We start from the raw sequence: 23,104 nt of genomic DNA on the forward strand, positions 1-23,104 counted from the left end.
CGATCATATCGATGAAACATGACGGATTGGAGCCACGATAAAACTACAATCGATCATCATCCAAAGCGAGTTGATTTCGTTCATCGATATGAATTAATGCTCCACTTCACCAACCTGTTGCAGGCCGAAGACGACCATGTCGATGGTGTGGAGCAATCGCTCGCCTATTTTATCGCATTGCAGAAAGCCGGCGTCCCCACGGAAATGCATCTATATGTGCAAGACGGCCACGCTTTCGGCCTTCGTCCCACAAAGTTTCCCATCAGTCACTGGCCGGCGCTGGCGGAACAGGGGTTGCACACGATCGGCGTGCTCGATCCGCAAAAGGATGACTGATCGCGCCGGCAGTTCGGCTTGAGTGATCGCCGACCGGGAAGCGCCCACTATTTGATGAGAACCCTTTCGCCCTCAACCGCCAGCTTTACCTCGCGATAATGTTCCGTCAGTTTCGCCAGGTCGAAAGCCCGGTTGAGGCCGCTCGGATTGGGCAGGACCCAGATCGAGGTGCCGGCAAATGCTTCCGGTTGCCTGCCCCATTCGATATCGGCCCGCAGGCTGATAGCCGCATAGGCCGCTTTGCCGAGAAATGCCAGATTTGCCGGCGCAAGCCTCCTGATTTTCTCTTCGAGCACGGGAGCGGCGGCGATGTAATCGCTCTTCTTCAGCTCGCTGGCGCTTTTCGTCGGGCGGGAGACCGCCGATGTCAGGCCGAGGCCATATTGCAGCATCTCGCGCTCTTCCTCCGCCCGCAGCAGGCGGGGGGTAAAGCCGGCAAGGTGCAATACCCGCCAGAAGCGGTTGCTGCGGTTGGAAAAGTTATGCCCGTCGCGATGTGCGGTAAGCGCAGGATTCAATCCGCAGAAGACCACGGAAAGGTGCGGTGCCAGGATTTCGGCAAGCCCAGCCGCCGGTGCCGTGTTCTCTATCGGATCACTCAGCCCTTCGGCCGGGGTATCGTCCTGCATATTAAACGTCCGTGCGCGAGAGGAGGCGAAGGCGGTGCGGAAAGCCGCGTCCCGTCATCCTAGCCGATAGATCGTGCGACTTGTTGCGGACTTCGTTGATGAAGCAGCCCATGAAGCCTTATAACCAGGCAATTGCGTTGGAAATAGACCCTGCCATTCGCCGCGATGGGGATAGGTCCTAACGCTTTGTTTTAATGTGTTTTGGAACTAAAGGTCGTGCGAGACCGTTTATCTCTAACTTTGACACGACGCTGACGTCGTGACCGGCCGGCTGGGTAAGCGGCGCTTTTGAGGAGTGTCTTAATATGAATATTTCATCTGGATTTCGTTCGGTCGCAGTTGCCGCTATTGCTGCCGCGGGGATTGGTTTCGCCGGCGCCGCGCATGCAGACAGCGGCACAATCCGCTTCTCCGTCTACAAGGCGGCTTTCTTCGTTGGTGGGTCGGGAGGTGAGGGCACGCTGACCTTCCATGGTCGCAAATATCCGATCTCCATCGGCGGCATCTCGGGCGGCCTCGCCTTTGGCGCCTCCAAAACCTATTTCCAGGGCACCGTGCGCAATATTCGCCGCGCCCGGGATGTTGGCGGCGTCTACGGTGCCGCCGGCGGCGGCGGCGCGATCGGCAAGGGTGCTCAGATGATCGTTATGACCAATGACAAGGGCGCCCAGCTCGAACTCACGGGCAGGCAGGTCGGCCTGCAGGTCAACGCCGATATCAGCGGCTTGAGCATCACGGTGAAGTAAGGGCGCAATTGCGCCCTCATGATTATTGCCTGAAGGCCTGATTTGCTGGATTGGCGATCAGGCCTTCGTTTTTTCAAGAAAAACTACCAAGAGGAGCGATTGCCCTTCTTATTCCCATCCGATCGTTCAGAGCCATATCAAGCATTTGAATTCGTTGAGAATAATACTTCTCCATCCAAATACTACAGATCGAGAAACCGTCAAAAATCCATAGTTCTGATTTCACTGAAGAATTTCGGCCAACCTCCGCAGGCCATCTATCGACGACTATCGGCTCTCGGCACGTCATTCTAAGCCTGACATTCAAAGTGCGAACACGCTTAAAAGTACCGTCAGCTCAGCGCTCTGATCGGTGTTCTGGCGCTCATCTGGGCCGATGTCATCGCGCGCCTGATCATGGCCTCCGAGGACATGCCGATCGGCATCGTCACCGGTCTTGTCGGAGGCCTCGCGTTCATCTTGATCATGAGAGACAATGACGGGTGAGGTTAACATGCAATCGCATCAAACCGTCCAACTTGCTTGAGCTGTTGTTTGGCACCGAAAGGTAAGAATGCGGCAGTTTCGGTGGGAGCATGGGGCGACGTATCCTTTCGGCGCGATCGTTCGTCTTAGCTATTGACGGGCAATATCGCCCTGCTGACGAATTGGAGCGTGACAATGAGTAGCAAGCAGAGCTTGGCAAACAAGATACACTACGAAACGCTCGCGGAGGCTTGGCGCAGCGGTCGGGAGTCCCCGCAGGACGCCTCCGAGTGGTCTGTTTTAACGACAGAACCGGGCGGCGTCGATTACGTCGAGACGAAGCTCGGCGACAAGACCGCGCTGTGGGTTCAGCCAAAGCTGGCAGCTAAAGATCGGGTCATGCTTTACCTGCACGGTGGTGGCTATGTCGGCGGATCGATCTGGACCCATCGCAAGATGGTCGGACACCTCGCCAAGGCCATTGGCTGTTACGCTCTGCTCGCCACTTACGACTACTCGTTTCAGAGCAAGTTCCCGCGCCAGATCGAACAGGCCGTGAACGCGTTCGAGTGGCTGGCTGAGCAGGGCATCGCGACGGATCATACAATTGGCGCAGGGGACTCTGCTGGCGCGGGTCTGATCGTTGCGGCGGCAATCAAACTCCGTGATGCGGGACGTCCGCTGCCAGCTGCGCTCCTCAGTATTTCCGGCTGGCATGATCTGTCGGCGGGTGGAACCTCCTACGAAACTAACCGCGAGAAGGATGCCTTCTTCCAGAAGGCATCAGTAGATATGCTGGCATCGCTGGTTCTCGGAGAGGCCGATGCCCGAAATCCGTTCGCGAGCCCGATCTTCGCCGATCTCACAGGCTTGCCACCGATCAATCTGCAAGTGGGCGGAGACGAAACGCTGCTCGACGACAGCCGGGTGCTCGCCGACCATGCAAAGGCCGCCGGCGTCGAGGTGCGCCTAGACGTGTTTCCGGGGATGCTGCATTCATTCCAGATGATGGCTGGCCGTGCGCCCGAAGCCGATGAGGCGATCGAGCGGTTTGCACAATGGGTCCGCCCGAAGCTCGGCCTGACCGGAACCGCGTCGACCTGCGGTGAAAGTCAGGTAGTCGCATGACGGCTACCCTTGTCCTCAATGATGCAATATGTGGCAGGTGAAGAACATGACTGAGCGACCAACCGGTCTATTCGACGCGCGGTATCGAGCTTTCCTCGAGACTGTGTCAGACGCCCGAGCCCAACTGCATCGCTACTGCGCCCGGATGACCGGCTCACGGCTCGACGGTGAGGACCTCATGCAGGAGACGCTATTCGAGGCCTACACGAAGATCGAGACCCTCGACGACCCCGGCAGGCTGAAACCCTGGCTATTTCGCATCGCTCACAATCGCTGCATAGATTTTCTGAGGCGCCGCGAAGCGCGCAAGCACGCGGAGAGCGTCTATTCAGACGACATCGGCGTCGTCACTGCGGAGCCGGCGGGGGCCGATGCACGTCGCGCCATCGAACGGCTGGTTGGCAGCCTGCCGCCCAAAGAGCGCGCCTGCGTCCTCCTAAAGGATGTATTCGACTATTCGCTGGAAGAGACCGCAGAACTCGTGGACTCGTCGGTTGGCGGCGTTAAATCCGCGCTTTCCCGTGGACGGGCGAAGCTCGCCGACTTGCCCGCGGAACCAATCGGCGAACTGAGCCGTCCCCCGCTTGATCCCGACACTGCGCGGCTCTTGCAGCGCTATGTTGACCTCTTCAACCGTCATGACTGGGATGGCGTGAGGGGGCTCACCAGCGCCGATGCTCGGTTGCGGGTCGCCGACTGCTTCGACGGCCTACTCAGAAGCTCCCCCTATTTCTTCGAATACGAGCGAAATCCAGAAACGTGGACCATGGAGTTCGGGACGATCGACGGAGAGCCTGTCCTGCTCGTGCTCTTCCAACAAGGCGTCCAGTGGCAGGTCGCGTGGCCGGTTCGAGTCCATGTCGCCGACGGTGTTATCGATCGCATCGAAGACTATTATGCCTGCCCGTGGGTCATCGGAGACAGCGCGGACTCCAACTTAAAACTCACAACCGAGCCGGTCATCTTGGGAGGAGGATGACGGAGGCGGCGCTGAGAAAAGTCTCGGTGGTAGCGATAGTGGCCTCGAAGTCCTTGACGAAGCATGGCCACGCCCTGGCGGAGGTCGACGATGAACACCGCTACCAAGTCCGCAAGGAGGCCAAGAAACTTCGCTATGCCGCCGAGTTCTTCGCGTCGCTGTTTGACGACACGCATGGTGTGCGGAGACATACGCGTTTCATCTCCTCAATGGAGGAGCTTCAGGGTAGCCCCCTATTTCTCCTAGGCTGTTTCCCTCGAGAGCTCTCTACGGTATCCCACACCCTTTACTCCCACTCGATCGTGCCGGGCGGCTTCGACGTGACGTCGTAGACCACTCGGTTGATGCCGCGCACTTCGTTGATGATGCGGGTCGCGGCGCGGCCGAGGAATTCCATGTCGTAGTGATAGAAATCCGCCGTCATGCCGTCGACGGAGGTGACGGCGCGCAGCGCACAGACGAATTCGTAGGTGCGGCCGTCACCCATGACGCCGACGGTCTGGACCGGCAGCAGCACGGCGAATGCTTGCCAGATGGCGTCATAGAGGCCGGCCTTGCGAATCTCGTCGAGATATATGGCATCAGCTTCACGCAGAATTTCCAGCTTCTCGCGGGTGATGCCGCCCGGGCAGCGAATGGCAAGGCCGGGACCTGGGAAGGGATGGCGGCCGATGAAGCTGTCGGGCAGGCCGAGCTCCTTGCCGAGCGCGCGCACTTCGTCCTTGAAGAGTTCGCGCAGAGGCTCGACGAGCTGCATCTTCATGCGCTCCGGCAGACCGCCGACATTGTGGTGCGACTTGATGGTGACCGAGGGGCCGCCGGTGAAGGAAACGCTCTCGATGACGTCGGGATAGAGCGTGCCCTGGCCGAGGAAATCGGCGCCGCCAAGCTTCTTGGCCTCTTCCTCGAAGGTTTCGATGAACAGACGGCCGATGATCTTGCGCTTCGTCTCGGGGTCGGAAACACCCTCCAGCTCGCCGATGAAACGGTCGGAAGCGTCGACATGCAGGAGATGCAGATTGTAGTGCTCGCGGAACATGGCGACGACGTTTGCCGCCTCGTCCTTGCGCATCAGGCCGTGGTCGACGAGGATGCAGGTCAGCTGGTCGCCGACGGCCTCGTGGATCAAAAGCGCGGCAACGGAGGAATCGACGCCGCCGGACAGCGCGCAGATGACGCGCTTGTCGCCGACCTGGTCGCGGATTGCCTGTACCGCCTTGGCGCGATAGGCCGACATCGACCAGTCGCCCTTGATGCCGGCGATGTTGTGAATGAAGTTGCCGATCAGCTTGGCACCGTCGGGCGTATGCACGACTTCCGGGTGGAACTGCACGCCGTAGTACTTGCGCTTTTCGTCGGCGATGAAGGCGTAAGGCGCGTTCGAGGAGGTGGCAACCACTTCGAAGCCATCAGGCAGCGCGGTAACGCGGTCGCCGTGGCTCATCCAGACCTGATGGCGCGAACCGTTCGACCAAAGTCCTTCGAAAAGGGCGCAATCCTTGTCGACTTCGAGGAAGGCGCGGCCGAATTCGCGGTGATGGCCGCTTTCGACCTTGCCGCCGAGCTGCATGCACATGGTCTGCTGGCCGTAGCAGATGCCAAAGACCGGGATACCGCTGTCGAAGATGATCTGAGGCGCTCGCGGCGAACCTTCGTCCACGGTCGAGGCCGGGCTGCCGGAGAGGATCACGGCCTTCGGCTGCAGTCGCTTGAAGCCGGCTTCGGCGGATTGGAAGGGAACGATTTCGCAGTAGACGCCTGCTTCGCGCACACGCCGCGCAATGAGCTGCGTCACCTGGCTGCCAAAATCGACGATGAGAACGGTGTCTGGATGTGCTGTCTGGGTCATGGCGAGCCTTTAATGAAAAGCGCTTTCCCTGGCAATCGGGCAAATCAAGCGCAAGCCGATTTTATTGTCCCGATTGTCCTACATTCCGTGTCTTTTTGCGCAATTCCGGACGAAAAACCGCTCTACACGTTTCCTGGAATTGTGCCGGTGGCTTTCGGCCGATCAGAACCAGAATACGCCGTCTTCCAGCGCGGTAAACAGGCCGTCGACAGCATAGGAGAGTTTGCGGTCGATCACGTGCAGATATTCCGTCCAGTCGGAAATGCGCTGCAGCTCGACCTGGCCGTCGGAAATCCCGCGCAGGCCGATGAGCGGCAGGCCGTAAGTCTGGCAGGCGCGCAGCACCGCGAAGGTTTCCATGTCGACCATATCGGTGCCGATGCGCTGATAGGCATCCGTGCCGGAAACGATGTTGGCGCCCGTCGAAAGGCTGCCCTCGGCAATGGTCGGGATGCGCAGCGGCAGATCGATGGTTGCCGGCAGATCGAGGAAGGGGGTGCGGCCCTTTTCGAAGCCGAGCGGCGATGCATCCATGTCGCGGTAGGAAACCGAGGTGACCTGATAGACTTCCGTCTGCTCCAGCTTGGCGGAGCCGGCCGAGCCGAGCGACACCACGAGATCTGGAAGATCGCCCTGGGATTCAAGATGGGCGAAGGCGCGGGTGAGCGCGATTGCCGCCTCGACAGGGCCGACGCCCGTCATCAGCGGATCGATGCGCGAGCGCAGGAAAGGTCCATATTCGGCCTCGGCGGCCATCACGAACAGGATCGATTTGCCCGATACCCGCTTCAATTCGAATTTCATCCGCTAATTCCCTCTCTGCCCCGGATGACCATCATCGTTCCCGTCATCGAAGCAATCAGCTTGGCCGGCCCGTCGCCGATGGCATAGCCGCGCCCGTCTGCGACGATGATCGTCGTGCCGGGCTTGGTGACATCGCCGCGAAACAGGAAGCGCTCGCCGCGCCCCGGCGACATCAGATTGATCTTGAATTCGATCGTGAGGATCGATGCAGAGGGATCGATGACGCTGTAGGCGGCAAAGCCGCAGGCCGAATCCAGCGCGGCAGCGATGATGCCGGCGTGCAATATGCCATGCTGTTGCGTCAGCTTGATATCGAAGGGCAACTCGATCTCGACCGTGCCGTGCTCGACGCGCGTCAGCTCCGCGCCGATCGTTGCCATGGCCGCCTGCCGCTCGAAGCTGGTCCTGATGCGGGTCCGAAAATCGCCGCTGGTCCCCGTCTCGTCTGCCCCTGTCATGCCGTCCCCTTTCGCGGGTGCGAAATTGGCACGGAGAGGCGGTTTGGACAAGGGTAATCCGGTGGAAAAGCGGAGGCGTCCCGGCCTGCGCTCCCGACATCGAATTTCCACGATCGAATCGCCATGCTATCCGAAGCGATGAAGCTTGTGGTGAGGGCGCAGATGACGACGATCCAGCAATCGGTAGCGGCCTATGAGACCTGGATGCGAGCGCAGCTTGGCGCCGATCTGGTGGAAGTGGGGCTGACAAAGAAGCACAAGCTGATGAAGGCCGACAGCTTCTCCTTCCTGCGCGGAACCTATTGGCGCTGGGCGGAAACGATCCTCGACATCTGCCCTCAGCTTAAGAATGCGCCGCAGCTTTTGGCGATCGGCGATACGCATCTCGAAAATTTCGGCACCTGGCGCGACGAGGAAGGGCGGCTCGTCTGGGGCGCTAATGACTTCGACGAGGCCGCCGTCATGCCCTATGCGCTCGATCTGGTACGCCTTGCCACGAGTGCTATCCTGGCGCGCAGCGAGGACGGCCCGACGCTGCGCGTTGTTGCCGACAATATTCTCGCCGGCTATCGCCGTGGGTTGCGTGAGCCATCTCCCGTCATTCTCGAACGCGATTACAAATGGCTGCGCAATGCAGTCTTGCTTGAGAATGCCGAGCGCAAGGCCTTCTGGGAGAAATACCGCACCCTGCCGCCGGCAACTGCACCGGTGGCCGAGCGTTACCTCAAGGCGCTGCAAACGGCCTTGCCCGATCCGGCAACCGCATTCGAGCCGAAGCCGCGCCTTGCCGGCACCGGCAGCCTCGGCCGCCCGCGCTTCGTCGCCTATGTCGATTGGCGCGGCGGCCCGGCCCTGCGCGAGGTCAAGGCATTGCTGCAATCCGGTTGGTCACTCAAGCACGATCCGTCGGACAAGACGATCCGCACCGGCATTATCGCCGGGGGACGGGCGCGCTCAGCCGATCCGCGCTATCAGGTGGATGGCAGCCTGCTGGTGCGCCGTCTGTCGCCGAACAGCCGCAAGATCGAAGTCGACGGCGATGCCGAGGTGCTGCTGTCGCCTGACATGCTTGAGCTGATGGGCTTCGAGATCGCCAATTGCCATGCCAACGATGCCTCGCTCGTATCAGGCATTTTGGCTGATCTCGATGCGCGTGGTGCCGATTGGCTGCGCCTGGCCGCCAAGGTGGCGGCCGCAGCGGTCACGGCAGAACAGGCGGAATTTGCTCGGCGGTGATGGGGTGTTGCGATCGACCTAGAGTGTGAGTTAGCGGAGAGTGCGGTACCCCCCTCTGTCACTTTCGTGACATCTCCCCCACAAGGGAGGAGATCGTTTGAAGCGTGCTGCCGTATATCGGTCAGCATCAAGCTTTGAGTCAGCGGACACAAGATTTGTTTAAGGCGAGCAGGTGCCACGGATTACCAATCTCCCCCCTTGTGGGGGAGATGTCCCGAAAGGGACAGAGGGGGGTATCGGAAGTCAGCTAAACCCAATTCTCTTCCATGTTTGGCAAGAACACTATCCTTGCCGAGCCACAGGCCGCTTGATCCGCACGATGTGCTGGTCCCAGGCGACATCGCTGTGCTCTCCCAGGAAATTTCCATCATAGGAGGAAACGGCAAAGCCATGCCGGGCTGGCGCGATGCCGGCCGCATCGGCGACGCTTTCCACCTTCAGCACCTTGCCAGTCTTTGCATCCAGCGTCACCGAAGTCCCTTCGATCGGCGATGTCACGCCGACAAGATTTTCGGCGCGATTGACGGCGATGGCGCCGACGTAGTTGCCGAGCGCCCGGGTCGTGTCGTCGGGCAGGGTGACAAAGATAAGGTCCTCGCCTTTGGCGAAATGGCCGACAAGCGGCGGCAGGTCGTTGCGGTGACCTTCGTATTGGCAGGCGAACCAGACGCGGCCGCTGGCGTCGATATCGACATGCCGTGTGGAGACCTGGGCATATTGCGCCGGCAGCGTATGCTTTTCGAGCAGCTGGCCGCTTGCCGCATCGATCAGCGTCAGCGACGGTTCCATGTGATCGAGATTGAGCTTGGTGCGGCCGAAATCCGGATGGGTCTCGATGCCGCCATTGGCGACGATCAGGAACCGGCCGTCGTCGGAAACCGTCATGTCGTGCGGGCCGACGCCATAGGTGTCGTATTCGCCGATGCGGGTAAAGCGGTTGCCGGCATCGTAGAGCCCGATGATGCCGCGATTGCCGTCGAAATCGTTCTCGCTGGCATAGAGCAGCCTGCCATCGGGCGAAAATGTGCCGTGCCCGTAGAAATGTCGGCCTTCTCTGGCCGATATGACGATGGGCTCGGTCTTGTTCCAGGGGTCGAAGATCATCGCATAGGTGCCGGGCCGGCGCGCGAAGGCGACAGTTTTGCCTGTTGCCTTTGAGAAGGCCATGCCATGGGCGCGGGCGGGCAGCGCCACTTGATCGACGATACGGCCCTGTTCTGTCATCGTCGCCACGGCGAAGGAGCCGTCGGCAGCGCGGATGCCCGAGGCATAGACCGCATCGGCCCGCTCCAGCGCCATCAGGGCACCGGGCTTCAGGGCTGCCAGGAAGGTCAGCCCCGCGGCTTTGACGAAAGCTCTCCGATCGATCAGGCCGCTGCGCATGGTGCTTAGTCCCCGTCCGCGAAGGAGAAGCCGGCCGAAAGGCCGATCGCGCCGCCGTACTGGTCGCTGAAGCTGGTGGCGAGGTCGCGGCTGACGGAAAGCAGCTTGTCGATCTTGGCGCGTTCCGCATCGTTGCCGATGGCGGCCTCGATATCCGTGTTGATCGTTGGCGCAGTGGTTGCCAGCTCGTTCAGCAGCCTGTCGATCTTGGTGGCGACATCACGCTTGTCTGATGGCAGCAGGCTTGCCATGTCTGCCTTCTCCCACAGCATCTTGATACCCTCGACATTGCCGGTGAACGACGTCCAGGTGTTGGCCGAGCGCCAGTAGATCGCCATCTTCGGCCGCGCCGCTGTCGGGTCGCCCTTGTAGAAGGTTTCCAGCCGCTGGTCGCGCATATTCGCGGCGCTATGGACAAGGATGCCGAGCAGCGCGGTGACGGCCTCCTTGTTGTCCATGAAATCGTCGCTGGTCTTGCCCGGAAACTTCCAGGATTTCTGCACGCCGTCGGGTGCATCCCATTCGTCGGCGATTTCCTTGGCGGTGTTTTCGATATTGCCGGCGACAGCCGCGCCATAGCGGCAGCGGAAGCTCTGCTTGTCCTTGCCGAGAACGTCGGAGCCGTTGCCGAAGAGCACATATTCCAGCGCCGTCATGCTCATCAGCGCCACGCTCTTGCCGGCGACGGCTTCGACGGTCGTATCATGTTCGTCGGCCTTGGCGATCAGCGCCTGCACCTGCTTGAGGCCGACGCCCTTGCGGTCGGGATAGAAGAGGATGTGCTCGAAGCGGTTCTTGTCGATGATCGGACCGGTGTCGACGATCTCGATGTGCGACCAGCTCTTCACCGTATCGCCGAAGGCCGATTTGGCGTCGGAAAGCGTCGTGGCGCTGGGGTCGGCGCAAAGCGCCTTCATCGCCGCCGTCAGCTTCGAGGCGGAATCGTGCATGGCGCGGTAGCCGGGGCGGATCACGTCATCCACCGCCTTCTGCAGGGTCGCTGGCACCGCCGCCTCGTTCAGGCCGGCGCCATTGGTCCTCACATCCTCGGCATGGGCGGGCAGGGCCGCCACGGTCAAGACAAGGCTGGCGGCCAGAGCAATTCCAGCAAAAGTGCGCAGCGGTTTTGCGTCCGGAATTGCGTGAAAACAACGGGACGGAGCATTTCCGTGGCTCCGTTCAAAGCAGAAATGCTCCGGGCTTTTCCAGTGGCGCATCAAAGTGACTCCAGAAAGTTGATGAGGGCTTGCCGATCATCCTTCGAAAGACCGGCGAATGCATTGCGGGCTTTTTCCGCCTCTCCTCCATGCCAGAGGATGGCTTCGGTCAAGGTGCCGGCGCGACCGTCATGCAGATAGGCCTGCCGGCCGCTGACCGTCTGTGTCAGGCCTATACCCCAGAGCGGCGGCGTGCGCCAATCGCGACCGGATGCCACGCCCACCTGCTGCCCATCCGAAAGGCCATCGCCCATGTCGTGCAGCAGGAAATCGGAATAGGGCCAGATCAGCTGAAAAGCCTGCGGCGAATCCTTGCCGTCGCTACCCTTCAGGCCGTCGCGCGTCACGAATTTCGGCGTGTGACAGGCAGCGCAGCCGGAGCGGTAGAACATCTCCTTGCCGTGCAGCACGGCAGGCTCACTCGTCATGCGGCGGGCGGGCACGGCAAGATTTTCGGAATAGAAGGTGACGAGAGGGAGCACAGGGTCCGGCGCCTCTGTGTCGCCCAGGCGCTTCTGCACGCCATTCGGCATGGTCAGGCAGCGGGCTTCCTTGGGCGTGCAGTCGCCGTACGGATTGGGCCGGTCCGGCGTCGAGATGCCGATATCGGCGGAAAAGGCATCGGCCGCCTGGTCGCGCACGGTCGCATTCTGGGCCTTCCAGCCGAAGCGGCCGAGCGCGATCTCACCCGTACGGTGATCGCGGACGATGGCGGGGCGGCCACGAATGCCGGTGCCTTTCTTGTCGTCCGGGTCGGCATTGGCGAGAATATCGGCATCCGGAATGGCTTCGATCAGACCGAGGCCGATCATCGGCGGCGCGATGCGCGGCGAAAGCGTGGTGCCTGAATCCATCGGCCCGTAGGCGAGATCGCTGACGCCATAATGCGGCTTGCGCAGGGTCACAGTTTCCCCGCCGGCAAGCGTCACCGTCTCCTCGCTATAACTGACGGTTACCTTGCCTTCGGCGGCAAGGCCGGGAACGGCAAGATCCTGCAGCTGCGCCCCATAGGTGGAATCCGCGAAATTGAGCGCGTGAAAATCCTTGACGGCCTGCTCCTCTTCCGGCGTCACCGCCGACCGTGCAAGGCGCAGGACCATCGAGGTTGCGGCAGCTCCCGCTTCTTCAGGCGGATGACCGCGTCCGTCGCGGATATGGCAGCTCTGGCAGGAGCGAGCATTGAACAGCGGCCCCAGCCCATCGGAGGCCTGGGTGGAGGAGGGGGCGGAAACCCAAAGCTTGCGAAAGAGCGCGTTACCCAGATGAAAATCCTGCCCTTGCTCCTGGTCCAATTTGGCCGAGGGCTGGGAGAAGATATCGCGCGTGACCTTGTCGATCGATGTCAGCGCACCGCCCTGCATCGTCTCATAAGGTTCCGCCTTCAGGAAATTGCTGGTTGCGCGGGTCACATCGCGGACGCGGTTCAGCTGATCGGCGGGAAGATCGGTGCGCGTGGCCGGAAAGTTCAGAATGTCGGCGCCGGCCAGGGTGATGGAGAAAACCAAAAAACCCGCGGCAAGAGCGGGCAAAAAGGCGCGATTGGCCGGGATGCGTGTCATGGGTATCGCGGCGGCAGCGCCTTGTTGCGCTGCCGCCATCCCCTATTACTTCTTGGTGAAGACGGCGTTCGGGTTGTCCAGGCTGTCCGAACCTTCGAGCTTGATCGTGCCAAGATCGAGAGCGGCGATGACGCGCTGGATGCTCTTCGTCTGGTCGAGCAGGCCGTCGATGGCCTTCTGTACGGTGGCGTTGCCTTCCTTGTTGCCCTCGCCGATCATCTGGTCGTACTTCTCGACCGTCTCGCCGCGATGCACCAGCGCCTTCATGGCAGCAAGCGTGGTGTCGAGCTTGCCTTCCATCTCCTTGTCGAGCGCCGGATCCTTGGCCTTGACCAGATCGTGGAGTGACGGACCCTTCATCTTGGTGCCGTCGACGCGGGTATAGTTGCCGGTGTAGGCCGCAGCGATGCCGACTGCGTCGCCATTGTGCTCGTTGTAGGTGTTATCGGAGAAGCAATCCTGTTCTTCTTCCGGATCGTGCAGCAGCAGGCCGAGCTTCATGCGCTCGCCTGCAAGCTCACCATAGGAGAGCGAACCCATGCCGGTCAGGATAGCGGTAAGGCCGGCCTTCGGATCGGCTTCGACATGCTTGGTCGCTTCGCCTTCCGGCGCCCACTTGTCGGTCATGTCCTGCAAATCGGAAACGAGCAGCGTCGAGGCGGACTTCAGATATTCGGCACGGCGGTCACAATTGCCGTGAGTGCAATTCTTCAGATCGTAGTCGGTAGCAGGGCGTTCGCCGGCGCCCGGTCCGGTGCCATGCAGATCCTGGCCCCAGAGCAGGAATTCGATGGCGTGGTAGCCTGTCGCGACGTTAGCCTCGACACCGCCGGCCTGATGCAGCGTGCCCGAGAGGAATTCCGGCGTCAGGTGCGAGGCGTCGACATCCTTGCCGTTGATCTTGATCGTCTTGTTGGCGATGACATTGGCGACATAGAGCGCGTTCTCGTCGCTTTCGGTGCCGTAGGAGGCGTCGACATAGTCGATCAGGCCTTCGTCCAGCGGCCAGGAATTGACCTTGCCTTCCCAGTCGTCAACGATCGGGTTGCCGAAGCGATAGGCTTCCGTCTGCGCATAGGGAACACGGGCCTTGATCCAGGCCGCACGCGCCGCCTTCAGCGTCTTGTCGCTTGGATTGGCGATGAGGGCGTCAATCGCCTTGTCGAGTGCCTTCGCCGTCGTCAGCGAGTCCTGATATTTGGCATGTGCCAGTTCCGCATAATGCTTGAGAACGGCCGCCGGCTCGGGAGCGGCTGCGAGAGCCGGCAGGCTGAATGCGGCGGTCGTGACAACGGCCACCGCGAGCGCGGCGCCAATTCTGTTTTTCAGTTTCATGTTCCTCTCCTGTGACAGCGGGGGCACCGTCAAAACTTGGCAATTTGTGTCATGTATGAAAAACAAACTTGTGTCAAACGCTCTAGTTTAGAATAATTTTAAGTCGGGGGAGAGCGGAGCCAGGCGCTGCGAGTGAAACGGATTCACCTGCAAACGCGCGGATGTAAGCTGCCTGGCAAGGTGTTGGCAGGGCAGTCGAAGGAGGGTGATGGCAGTAAGACCGGTTAGCCATGATCGCCAGCTCGATCGCACCGGACCGCATCGGTCATTTCTGGAGCGCTGATTCCGCCGCCAGCGAATGAAGTTCAGCTCACATCTTCCGTTGCAGGCGGCTAAAGAAGAAGCCGTCGGTATCTGTGGTGGCTGGCGTCAGCGTAATGGTCTTGCCATCCGAGGAGCGGGGCAGCGGGGCATCCTTGCCGAACAGCTTCCCCCAGGAGCTCAGGGTTTCCACTACTTCGAAATCCGGATTCTGGGCGGCGAAACGGTTCACCTGCGCCTCATTCTCCTCCGGCAGCACCGAGCAGGTGACATAGAGCAGCGCGCCGCCGGGGCGGACGAACTCGCCGGCCTGGGCAAGGGCTTCCTGTTGCTGGCTGGTGCGTTCGTCGAGGTTCTTCTGCGTCAGCCGCCACTTGGTATCGGGGCGGCGCCGCCAAGTGCCGGTGCCGGTGCAGGGAGCGTCGACCAGAACCTTGTCGAACTTGCCGCGCAGCTGGAGCAGGCCATTGCGCTCGTCATGGACTTGGACATTGCGGGTGCCGGCCCGCTTCAGCCGTTCGATGATCGGCGCCAGCCGCCGCCGGTCGCTGTCATAGGCATGGACCTGGCCCTTGTTGTGCATCGCGGCCGACATGGCGAGCGTCTTGCCGCCACCGCCGGCGCAATAATCGAGCACCTGGTCGCCTTCTTCAGGCAGAACCAGATCGGCAACGATCTGCGAGCCTTCATCCTGCACCTCGAACCAGCCCTTCTGGAAGGAGAGCTCGGCCGTGACGTTCGGCAGGCGGGACGCGCCTTCGCCGGCAGGAATGCGGATGCAGAACCGTGCGATTTTTGATGCCTGCCCGCCGGCGCGCTCCAGCGCCTTCACGACTTTGGCGCGGTCGGCCTTCAGCGCATTGGCGCGAAGGTCGAGCGTCGGACGTTCGGAAAGAGCTTGCGCTTCCGAGAGCCAACTGTCGCCGAAGGCTTGGCTGAAGGAGGGCGCGACCCATTCGGGAATATCGCCCTGGATATGGAGAGGGGCATCTTCGAGTTTGCGGGCTCCAAAAGCGGCCAGTGTTTCGGCGCTTGGCGCCTCGGGTGCGAATTTGTCGCCGTCCAGCTCGGCAGCCAGCGCCTCCGGCGTCAGGCCCCATTGGCGGAAGAGTACGGCATGGGCAAGCGCGGACGCGCTGTCGTCTTCCATCAGCCAGGCATGCGAAAGCCGCATGCGCAGGGCGTCATAGACGATGTTGCCGATCGCGGCCCTGTCGCCGGAGCCGGCGAAGCGATGGGCAAGACCCCAATCCTTCAGGGCATCGGCCACCGGTCGCTTGCGCGCTTCGATATCGGCAAGAACTTCGATGGCCCCCTGCAATCGGCCGCCCAGACGCATTCACACTCTCCTGCTCGCGCATATCCCGGAACCCGTTGGAGCTCATCTTGGGACTCTGCGCCCTACCAAAAATCGCTGACGGCTCGCCAATCCCCGTAAATAGTGCCCAAGGCGGCGGATTTTGAGACGTCTCAATCGCGTGGTAGCCGCGATTGGCCGAGAGAGCAAGCGTCATGCCGATATGCCGGATGGTTACGGCTCTCGGCGATTACTTCGAGGCGACGACCTCGTAACAGACCTTGGCGGTACCCGAAGCGACCATGCCGATGTTCTGAGCAGCTGCGCGGGAGAGATCGAGAACACGTCCGCGAATGAAAGGCCCACGGTCGTTGATACGGACGACGACGCTGCGGCCATTGTGCTTGTTGGTGACCCTGAGACGCGTGCCGAAGGCGAGCGAGCGGTGGGCTGCAGTAAGATTTCTGGAACTCATACGTTCCCCGGAAGCAGTTCGGGAGCTTCCCCCGTACCATGAAGCGCCTCCGCAGCCAGCGGATGCAAATGCCGGTGTCGAAACGACAGCAATGGAGGCGGATATAGTTGCGGCGATTGCCAAAGAACGTGCGATTTTCTTCAAACCGATTTTTCCCTCAAGCTATTGAACTTGCGCCTTGGGTAGGCGGCGGGGCTTAAATCAGGCCAAAAATGGCGAAAAAGTGCCAGCGGTGATCACGGAATGTTACATGATGTAACATTTGTGATACCAGGCAAATACTATGACTAATCAGCGGATTTGCTTGATTGTGGAAAAAACCTAATAAAATCAGTTAAAAATGGAATGAATTTTCTCGCGCCGACGCGCCGACGCCGGGGATCACGAAAATCGGAAAAATAATTTTCTGCCTTTGCCATAATCGCTGCCGCATTTGGGCCAATTTAGAGGTCGTTAACCTTAAATGCGGAGTAAATTGAACTAGGCCAGCCGGCTAAGTAGGAATTTTCGTGCGATTTCGCGCGACGTATCAAGCGGTTTCTCAGCCGCGCCAGTGCCCCGAGGACCAGAGTTCGGCGAGCGACAGACGATACTCAGGGTAGCGAAAGGGAAAGCCGAGCGCCCGCAGCTTCGCGTTCGAAACGCGCTTGTTCTCGCCGTAGAAGGAGCGTGCCATCGGCGTCAGTTCGGCCGTTTCGAAGGGCTGTTCCGGCGGCGGCTCGACACCCATCAGCCGCGCAGCTTCGGCAACGACATCCTGCGGCGGCGCAGGCTCGTCGTCGGTGACATTATATATGCCGCCAAGCTTGCGATCGGACAGGAAGCGGGCGCAGGCGCCGATATCCTCGACGCGGATGCGGTTGAACACCTGGTTCGCCTTGATGAGCCGTCGCGCTGTACCCTTTTCCAGATTGCAGAAGGCATTGCGGCCTGGACCATAAATACCGGAGAGCCTGAGAACGGCGACGGGAAGATCAAGCCTTACGCCGACGCGCAGCCAGCCGTCTTCCGCTTCGACGCGCTCGACGGAACGATCGGCGATCGGATGCAGTGATGTCTGTTCGCTGACCCAGGCGCCCTTGTGGTCGCCATAGACGCCGACGGTCGAGAGATAGCAGCCCCATTCCAGCTTCGGCATCAGCGCCTTGAGATTGAGCTGCGCCAGCCGCAGCAGCGGATCGCCCGATTTGCCCGGCGCGATCGATTGCACCAGATGCGTCGCTGTTTGCATCGCCTCGGAGAGAGCCGGATCGAGCGTCTCGCCGTCGAAGACGAAGGCTTCGATGCCTTCCCTAGTCAAGAGTTCCGCTTTATCGGCAGAGCGGGTCGTGCCCGTGATACGAACGCCTGTGCCGGCAAAAGCCTTGGCGATGGCCGTTCCGGAATAGCCGCAGCCGAAAATCATCACATGCATCATAATACCCCTGCCAGTTTCCATTCGGCGCGAACCTCTTCGTCCGCCTCCTCATGTCTTTGTGCCGCAAATGCGCTGAACTCGCCAGCCGTCATTAGCCGTGACAGCGCCCAGATCGCCATGCCGCGCACGACCGGCGAGGGATCTCCAGCCAGTTCGCAACATCTCTCTATAAGGGAGCGCTCGCCCGAATTGCCGGCAGCGATCAGCACATTGCGGATGAAACGATCGCGACCGATGCGCTTGACCGGCGAACCGCTGAAGAATGTGCGAAACGCCGCGTCGTCCAGATCAAGCAGAAAGGCGATCGACGGTTCCTTGAGATCCTCGCGTGCCACCAGCTTCATTTCCGAGGCGGTGCTTGCGAACTTGTTCCAGGGGCAGGCAGCAAGACAGTCGTCGCAGCCATAGATGCGGTTGCCGATCAACGACCGGAACTCAGGATCGATCGGACCCTTGTGCTCGATGGTCAGATAGGAGATGCAGCGCCGCGCATCGAGCTGATAGGGGGCTGGGAAGGCAGCGGTCGGGCAGGCGTCGAGACAGGCCCTGCACGAGCCGCAATGATCAACCTCGGCCTCGTCCGGCTCAAGATCGGCCGTGGTGAACATCGAGCCGAGAAAGAGCCAGGAGCCGAAGGCGCGGCTGACGAGATTGGTATGCTTGCCCTGCCAACCGAGGCCAGCCGCTGCCGCCAGTGGCTTCTCCATGACCGGCGCCGTATCGACGAAAACCTTGACGTCCTCCTTGGAGCGAGCCGCGAAACGCGTAGCAATCTCCTTCAGCCGTCCCTTGATGACATCATGATAGTCGCGGTTTCGGGCGTAGACGGAGATCGCCGCCTTGTCCTTTTTCTCCAGAATGCCGCGCGGATCTTCGTCGGGGCAGTAATTAAGGCCGAAGACGGCGATGGAGCGCGTCTCGCTCCAGAGCACGCGCGGATCGCCCCGCCGGTCACGCGTTTCCTCCATCCAGCCCATGGTGCCGTGATGGCCCTTGTCGAGAAACTGTCCGAGCCGGATGGCCGCCTCCGGAATGGCGTCCGGCCTGGTGATGCGACAGAGATCGAAACCCTGGGCACGTGCTTCTTCCCGCAGGAACACGGTCAGCGCACGTCGTTGCTTGCCGGCTTTTTCCGTTTCGCGATCATCGGGCATATTGAGCCCTCGTCAGAGCAATTCCAGGAAAAGTGCGTTAGCAGTTTTCCGTCCGGAATTGCGTGAAAAAAAGATAGAGCGCTTCGCCGTTCGAAGAAAAGCGAAAGTGCTCTAGAAATCCAGATCGGCATAGTGCGAGACCGGGGTGACACCACGCACGCGTTCCGCCAGGATCGGCCGGAAGGAGGGGCGCGATTTCAGCCGCTGATACCATTCCTTGGCGACCGGCGATTCCGTCCAGTCGATCTCGCCCAGATAGTCTAGCACGGAAACCGAGGCCGCGGCCGCGAGATCGGCGTAGCTCAGCCGCTCGCCGGCCAGCCACTGCCGCGAACCGGCGAGCCAGGAGAGATACTTCATGTGCTGGCGGATATTGCCGCGCGCCATGCGCATGACCTTGGAATCGGGCGCGCCGCCACCTTGTTCAGCGGTCATCTGCAGCTTGAAGACGCGCTCGCGCGTCAGCGGCCGCGTCACATCCTGCTCCATCTTTTGCATGAACCATTCCGTCAGCCGGCGGATTTCGGCGCGCTGGAACGGATCTTCGGCCAGAAGCCGGCGGTCGCGTTTCAGGACGCCATGCGTCTCGTCGAGATATTCGGAAATGACAGAGGCGCCACAGAGCGCCCGCATGCTGTCATCGACATAGACGGGCAGCGTGCCGGCGGGGTTCAGCGCCAGGAAATCGCGTCGCTTTTCCCAGGTCTGTTCCTCGATCAGCTCCGTCTGGTAGCCATATTCCGTCAGGATCAGACGAACGAACCGGGAGGAAGATGACATTGGGTGATGATACAGCGTCGGCATTGGTACTCGGGTGTTTCTGATTGATGCTATGGAGTCTTTTGGGTCGCGATTTTGCGGCCCTAGTCATTTGTCATCGGTTGAAGCTATAGGATCTTGGCCTAGTTTGCACAAGCGAATCGGGCCGCCCTGCCGTTAGACAAAGGACACGATATGGCTGAACAAATTATTATCGCGTTGGTTTTAGGCCTTGTGGAGGGGCTTACGGAGTTCATTCCGGTCTCCTCGACGGGCCATCTGATATTGCTCGGACATTTTCTCGGCTTCAAGTCGGCCGGCACTTTTGAAGTTTTGATCCAGCTCGGCGCGATTCTCGCCATTCTGCTCGTCTATTTCAATCGCCTCGTCCAGATCGCCAAGGCGCTCCCCGTCAGCGTCAAGGCCCGTCACTTCGTGCTTGCCGTCCTGTTCGGCTTCCTGCCCGCTGCCGTCATCGGCGCGCTGGCACATGATTTCATCAAGACCGTGCTGTTCAACTCGCCGCAGGTCATCTGCATCTCGCTGATTCTCGGCGGCATCGTCCTGCTCGTTGTCGACAAGATCCAGTTCAAGCCGAAATATACCAGCGCCTATGAATTTTCCTGGCCGATGGCGGTCAAGATCGGCTTCTTCCAGTGCCTGGCGATGATTCCGGGAACGTCACGCTCCGGTTCCACCATCGTCGGTGCTCTGCTGCTCGGCGCCGACAAGCGTTCGGCCGCCGAATTTTCCTTCTTCCTGGCCATGCCGACAATGGTCGGTGCCTTCACGCTGGATTTGTGGAAGAGCCGCCACGACCTCAGCATGGACCAAGGGCTGCTGATCGTCATCGGCTTCGTCATGGCTTTCATCTCGGCGCTGCTCGTGGTGCGCGCGCTGCTCGACTTCGTATCCCGCCGTGGCTACGCCCCCTTCGCATGGTGGCGCATTGCCGTCGGCACGATCGGTCTTGTCGGACTCTATTTCGGCTGAGTCCGATCGTCCGTGCTGTAATTCAGGAAAAAGTGAAGGCCGGTGAAAACCGGCCTTTTTCATGCCCGATCAGTTCGGGGAAGACGCGTCGATGGAACCCGTCGTGCAGGGATCGACGCCGTAGGTCGGCGCACATTCGCCCTTGATAGAGGCGATGCTGCCGCGAGCCACGAAGGAGCCTGCGAGAATCACCAGTGCCGCGCACGCAAACAGAAGCGCGATAGACTTGCCCATCGAAGAATGCCTTTCCGCAGAAGTGTGAAGCGCGCCACGGACCGGTTTGTTGTCCAAGCCTGAGACGCGCGGCTGTGTTAGTCAGTGAGATGAGCAATAGCAATAAATGTTCATATTAAATTTGACGTTAATGCTACTATTTCCGGAGTGCGTCTTTTGAGCAACGCCAAGCTGTGAATGGCGGGGCTTTGCCAGCGCCTTAAAGTACGATTCTGTCTTCGTAGGGCAATAAAAAACGCCGCTCGGAGAAACCGGGCGGCGCATGAATTTCGTGGAACAGCCGAATCGTCAGGCGGCTTTGCCGGAGCCTGTGAACTGACCCTGCGGACGGTAGCGCACCAGATAAGACGGCAGCACGGAGACGAGCAGCGTCGGCAATAGGCCGATGCCCTTCAAGGTGCGCCCTTCCGCTTCCGCCTGCTTGGAAACGACATTATCGCTCTTGAGCAGCGTTACCTGATCGGCCGTGATCGGCGGCTTGATGAGCGGCACCAGCGACGCGACGGAGCCGATCAGCGACGCCAAGCCGAAGGGGATGGAGACGAGCGCCTTCTTGCGGTTGATGACGGAGAGCGTCGTCTCCAGACATTCGCGGAAGGACAGCACTTCCGGGCCGCCGAGCTCATAGGTCGTGCCGGCTTTCAGTTTGCCGTCGACGCTGCGGGCGACCGTCTCGGCGATATCCTCGACGTAGACAGGCTGGAACTTCGTCTTGCCGCCGCCGATCAACGGCAGGAAGGGCGCGGTGCGCGACATGTCGGCAAACTTGTTGAAGAACTCGTCTTCCGGCCCGAAGACGATCGAGGGACGCAGGATAACTGCGTCCGGCTTGATCGACAGGATGGCCGCTTCGGCGCGCGCCTTGGTGCGGGCATAGGCCGAAGGCGACTTGGCATCGGCGCTGAGTGCGGAAAGATGCGTCAGCGAAGCGCCGACGCCACGCGCGGCTTCTGCGATGGCCTTGGCGCCGAATTCCTGTACCGCATCGAAGGTATTGCGGCCGCTTTCGGCGAGAATGCCGACGCAGTTGACGACATGCTGTGCGCCTTCGACGGCGCGGTCGATGGAGTTGCGGTAGCGCACATTGGCCTGAACGATCGAAATCTGGCCGAGATTGCCGAGCGGCTGCAGGAAACCGGCAAGATCGGGACGGCGAACGGCGACACGGATGCGATAGCCGCGCTTGGCAAGCGCACGCACGACATGCCGCCCGATGAAGCCCGATCCTCCGAACACGGTCACGAGCGGCGGGAGGTTGGACAGGGTCATGGCAGGCTCCTCGAAAGGCTTTGATTGGGCTGATCTGGTTTCGTCTTAGCCCATCCGCGCGCCGAGGTGAAGGGCTATCGCGCTGCATTGCAGCGCCGGCTTTTCAAAGGGTTTAAACCCCTTCGACGACGACCATTTCAGCGTCCGCCACCTGCTGGCGGATTTTGGCCGCGATCTGGTATTCCGGCGAGTTGTAGCAATCGACCGCATGCTGCAGCGACGGAAATTCGATGACGACATTGCGGCCGCGTGCCTGTCCCTCAAGCGGGGTAAACGCTCCGCCGCGCGCAAGGAAATTCGCGCCGTATTTCTCGAAGGCAGGCTTCGCGGCGGCGACATAATCCTTGTAGCGCTCGGGGTCGCGGACATCCACGCGCGCGATCCAATATCCCTTTGCCATATCTACCTCCCTGATTGTTGTCGTAGTTTAGAGCGCGGCGTCTATCTCGGCGAGGATGGCGCGGGCGGCCTCCTTCGGATCGGCCGCTTTGACGATCGGCCGGGCGACGACGAGATGGCTGGAGCCGGCCTTGATGGCGTCGGCCGGCGTCATCACGCGCTTCTGGTCGCCCTTGTCGCTGCCGGCCGGACGGATGCCGGGGGTCACCAGCGCCATATCCGGGCCGATGATCTTGCGGACGGCGGCGGCCTCTTCCGCTGAGCAGACGATGCCGCCCATGCCGGCGAGATGCGCCTGTTCGGCCCGGCGCAGCACCAGCGTATGCGGATCATATTCATAACCGGCGGCGATGAGATCCCCTTCGTCCATCGAGGTCAGCACGGTGACGCCGAGCAGGCAGAGGTCCGAGCCCTTGGCCGCCTCGACGGCTGCCTTCATTGCTTTCGGATAGGCGTGCAGCGTCAGCATCGACATGCCCATCTTGACGATGTTCTCGACGCCGGAGGCCACCGTGTTGTCGATGTCGAGCAGCTTCATGTCGAGGAAGATCTTCTTGCCGCTGGCGGCGAGATCGCGGGCGAATTCCAGCCCGCCGGCAAAGGCGAGCTGGTAGCCGATTTTGTAATAGAGGATATCGTCGCCGAGGGCGCCGACCACTTTCTCGGCCTCCTGAAGGTTTGGAACATCCAGTCCAACGATCAAGCGGTCGCGTGCGGTCATA

General features: G+C 60.8%; 25 protein-coding genes. 7 read left to right on the forward strand and 18 right to left on the reverse strand.

Annotation, left to right across the window (positions count from 1 at the left end):
- The first annotated feature begins 18 nt into the window (after positions 1 to 18).
- Positions 19 to 336, forward strand: a complete 318-nt coding sequence (locus GA0061103_RS21585; protein WP_208603547.1) for an alpha/beta hydrolase family protein — start codon at positions 19 to 21, stop codon at positions 334 to 336.
- A gap of 47 nt (positions 337 to 383) precedes the next feature.
- On the opposite strand, the gene mug is transcribed toward GA0061103_RS21585, so the two are convergent.
- On the reverse strand, positions 384 to 965 hold the full coding sequence (gene mug / locus GA0061103_RS21590) for a G/U mismatch-specific DNA glycosylase (protein WP_092714825.1): 582 nt from the start codon (positions 963 to 965) through the stop codon (positions 384 to 386).
- Between the two features lie 305 nt (positions 966 to 1,270).
- Between mug and GA0061103_RS21595 the strand changes: the two genes are divergently transcribed.
- Positions 1,271 to 1,711 (forward strand): lipid-binding SYLF domain-containing protein, encoded by a 441-nt coding sequence (locus GA0061103_RS21595; RefSeq protein WP_092714826.1) that lies wholly within the window; start codon positions 1,271 to 1,273, stop codon positions 1,709 to 1,711.
- A 303-nt stretch (positions 1,712 to 2,014) separates the two neighbouring features.
- Here the strand turns inward: GA0061103_RS21595 and GA0061103_RS35680 are convergent, their stop codons facing one another.
- Positions 2,015 to 2,206: a hypothetical protein gene (locus GA0061103_RS35680; RefSeq protein ID WP_425349526.1), complete on the reverse strand. Its 192-nt coding sequence runs from the start codon at positions 2,204 to 2,206 to the stop codon at positions 2,015 to 2,017.
- 165 nt (positions 2,207 to 2,371) lie between these two features.
- Between GA0061103_RS35680 and GA0061103_RS21605 the strand changes: the two genes are divergently transcribed.
- The 3 genes from GA0061103_RS21605 to GA0061103_RS21615 are packed head-to-tail and all read left to right on the forward strand — an operon-like array spanning position 2,372 to position 4,615.
- Entirely contained in the window at positions 2,372 to 3,304 is a 933-nt protein-coding gene (locus GA0061103_RS21605; protein ID WP_092714830.1) for an alpha/beta hydrolase, read from the forward strand.
- A 28-nt stretch (positions 3,305 to 3,332) separates the two neighbouring features.
- The gene (locus tag GA0061103_RS21610) at positions 3,333 to 4,283 is read left to right on the forward strand and encodes an RNA polymerase sigma factor (RefSeq protein ID WP_208603548.1); all 951 of its coding nucleotides are present in this window, start codon (positions 3,333 to 3,335) and stop codon (positions 4,281 to 4,283) included.
- The gene (locus GA0061103_RS21615; protein WP_425349527.1) at positions 4,211 to 4,615 is read left to right on the forward strand and encodes a CHAD domain-containing protein; all 405 of its coding nucleotides are present in this window, start codon (positions 4,211 to 4,213) and stop codon (positions 4,613 to 4,615) included. The genes GA0061103_RS21610 and GA0061103_RS21615 overlap by 73 nt, the downstream gene beginning before the upstream one ends.
- Here the strand turns inward: GA0061103_RS21615 and guaA are convergent.
- The 3 genes from guaA to GA0061103_RS21630 all read right to left on the reverse strand — a co-directional run bounded on the left by guaA (position 4,570) and on the right by GA0061103_RS21630 (position 7,394).
- Positions 4,570 to 6,132 carry a glutamine-hydrolyzing GMP synthase gene (gene guaA / locus GA0061103_RS21620; RefSeq protein ID WP_075856636.1) on the reverse strand — a complete coding sequence of 521 codons (1,563 nt, stop codon included), beginning with the start codon at positions 6,130 to 6,132 and terminating at the stop codon, positions 4,570 to 4,572. The two genes, GA0061103_RS21615 and guaA, sit on opposite strands and share 46 nt — an antisense overlap.
- Positions 6,133 to 6,294: 162 nt before the next feature.
- On the reverse strand, positions 6,295 to 6,936 hold the full coding sequence (locus GA0061103_RS21625; protein ID WP_092714833.1) for a 5'-methylthioadenosine/S-adenosylhomocysteine nucleosidase: 642 nt from the start codon (positions 6,934 to 6,936) through the stop codon (positions 6,295 to 6,297).
- A complete protein-coding gene (locus GA0061103_RS21630) occupies positions 6,933 to 7,394 on the reverse strand; it encodes a PaaI family thioesterase (RefSeq protein ID WP_075856633.1) in 462 nt (153 codons plus the stop codon). Before GA0061103_RS21630 ends, GA0061103_RS21625 begins: the two co-directional genes overlap by 4 nt.
- Before the next feature lie 162 nt (positions 7,395 to 7,556).
- Between GA0061103_RS21630 and GA0061103_RS21635 the strand changes: the two genes are divergently transcribed.
- Positions 7,557 to 8,630, forward strand: coding sequence for a DUF2252 family protein (locus GA0061103_RS21635; RefSeq protein ID WP_092715181.1), 1,074 nt, complete (start codon positions 7,557 to 7,559; stop codon positions 8,628 to 8,630).
- Positions 8,631 to 8,912: 282 nt separating this feature from the next.
- On the opposite strand, the gene GA0061103_RS21640 is transcribed toward GA0061103_RS21635, so the two are convergent.
- From GA0061103_RS21640 to GA0061103_RS21680, 9 genes are all read right to left on the reverse strand, one after another.
- On the reverse strand, positions 8,913 to 10,013 hold the full coding sequence (locus tag GA0061103_RS21640) for a DUF1513 domain-containing protein (protein ID WP_092714835.1): 1,101 nt from the start codon (positions 10,011 to 10,013) through the stop codon (positions 8,913 to 8,915).
- Positions 10,014 to 10,018: 5 nt separating this feature from the next.
- The gene (locus GA0061103_RS21645; protein ID WP_425349531.1) at positions 10,019 to 11,116 is read right to left on the reverse strand and encodes an imelysin family protein; all 1,098 of its coding nucleotides are present in this window, start codon (positions 11,114 to 11,116) and stop codon (positions 10,019 to 10,021) included.
- Positions 11,117 to 11,229: 113 nt separating this feature from the next.
- A complete protein-coding gene (locus tag GA0061103_RS21650; protein ID WP_092715185.1) occupies positions 11,230 to 12,789 on the reverse strand; it encodes a di-heme oxidoreductase family protein in 1,560 nt (519 codons plus the stop codon).
- Between the two features lie 45 nt (positions 12,790 to 12,834).
- On the reverse strand, positions 12,835 to 14,124 hold the full coding sequence (locus GA0061103_RS21655) for an imelysin family protein (RefSeq protein WP_092714837.1): 1,290 nt from the start codon (positions 14,122 to 14,124) through the stop codon (positions 12,835 to 12,837).
- A gap of 310 nt (positions 14,125 to 14,434) precedes the next feature.
- Positions 14,435 to 15,724, reverse strand: coding sequence for an RsmB/NOP family class I SAM-dependent RNA methyltransferase (locus GA0061103_RS21660; RefSeq protein ID WP_092714839.1), 1,290 nt, complete (start codon positions 15,722 to 15,724; stop codon positions 14,435 to 14,437).
- A 208-nt stretch (positions 15,725 to 15,932) separates the two neighbouring features.
- The gene (locus GA0061103_RS21665; RefSeq protein WP_069611070.1) at positions 15,933 to 16,301 is read right to left on the reverse strand and encodes a septal ring lytic transglycosylase RlpA family protein; all 369 of its coding nucleotides are present in this window, start codon (positions 16,299 to 16,301) and stop codon (positions 15,933 to 15,935) included.
- A gap of 397 nt (positions 16,302 to 16,698) precedes the next feature.
- Positions 16,699 to 17,571 (reverse strand): SDR family oxidoreductase, encoded by an 873-nt coding sequence (locus GA0061103_RS21670; protein ID WP_092715187.1) that lies wholly within the window; start codon positions 17,569 to 17,571, stop codon positions 16,699 to 16,701.
- On the reverse strand, positions 17,571 to 18,728 hold the full coding sequence (gene queG / locus GA0061103_RS21675) for a tRNA epoxyqueuosine(34) reductase QueG (protein ID WP_092714841.1): 1,158 nt from the start codon (positions 18,726 to 18,728) through the stop codon (positions 17,571 to 17,573). Before queG ends, GA0061103_RS21670 begins: the two co-directional genes overlap by 1 nt.
- A 111-nt stretch (positions 18,729 to 18,839) precedes the next feature.
- Positions 18,840 to 19,532 carry a glutathione S-transferase family protein gene (locus GA0061103_RS21680; RefSeq protein WP_015338534.1) on the reverse strand — a complete coding sequence of 231 codons (693 nt, stop codon included), beginning with the start codon at positions 19,530 to 19,532 and terminating at the stop codon, positions 18,840 to 18,842.
- A gap of 150 nt (positions 19,533 to 19,682) precedes the next feature.
- On the opposite strand from GA0061103_RS21680, the gene GA0061103_RS21685 reads away from it, so the two are divergent.
- A complete protein-coding gene (locus GA0061103_RS21685) occupies positions 19,683 to 20,480 on the forward strand; it encodes an undecaprenyl-diphosphate phosphatase (protein WP_092714843.1) in 798 nt (265 codons plus the stop codon).
- 69 nt (positions 20,481 to 20,549) lie between these two features.
- Here GA0061103_RS21685 and GA0061103_RS35095 read toward each other — a convergent pair whose 3' ends face one another.
- The 4 genes from GA0061103_RS35095 to pyrF form a co-directional block, all read right to left on the reverse strand.
- The gene (locus GA0061103_RS35095) at positions 20,550 to 20,714 is read right to left on the reverse strand and encodes a hypothetical protein (RefSeq protein WP_047628464.1); all 165 of its coding nucleotides are present in this window, start codon (positions 20,712 to 20,714) and stop codon (positions 20,550 to 20,552) included.
- A 288-nt stretch (positions 20,715 to 21,002) separates the two neighbouring features.
- Positions 21,003 to 21,983 carry a complex I NDUFA9 subunit family protein gene (locus GA0061103_RS21695; RefSeq protein ID WP_092714845.1) on the reverse strand — a complete coding sequence of 327 codons (981 nt, stop codon included), beginning with the start codon at positions 21,981 to 21,983 and terminating at the stop codon, positions 21,003 to 21,005.
- A 112-nt stretch (positions 21,984 to 22,095) separates the two neighbouring features.
- Complete coding sequence (locus tag GA0061103_RS21700; RefSeq protein WP_015338538.1) at positions 22,096 to 22,383, reverse strand: DUF1330 domain-containing protein; 288 nt, start codon at positions 22,381 to 22,383, stop codon at positions 22,096 to 22,098.
- A 27-nt stretch (positions 22,384 to 22,410) separates the two neighbouring features.
- On the reverse strand, positions 22,411 to 23,103 hold the full coding sequence (pyrF, locus tag GA0061103_RS21705) for an orotidine-5'-phosphate decarboxylase (protein WP_092714847.1): 693 nt from the start codon (positions 23,101 to 23,103) through the stop codon (positions 22,411 to 22,413).
- Position 23,104 lies beyond the last annotated feature (1 nt).

The sequence above is a fragment of the Martinezella multihospitum genome (genome assembly GCF_900094585.1).
In the GTDB taxonomy this organism is placed as follows: Bacteria; Pseudomonadota; Alphaproteobacteria; order Rhizobiales; family Rhizobiaceae; genus Rhizobium; species Rhizobium multihospitium.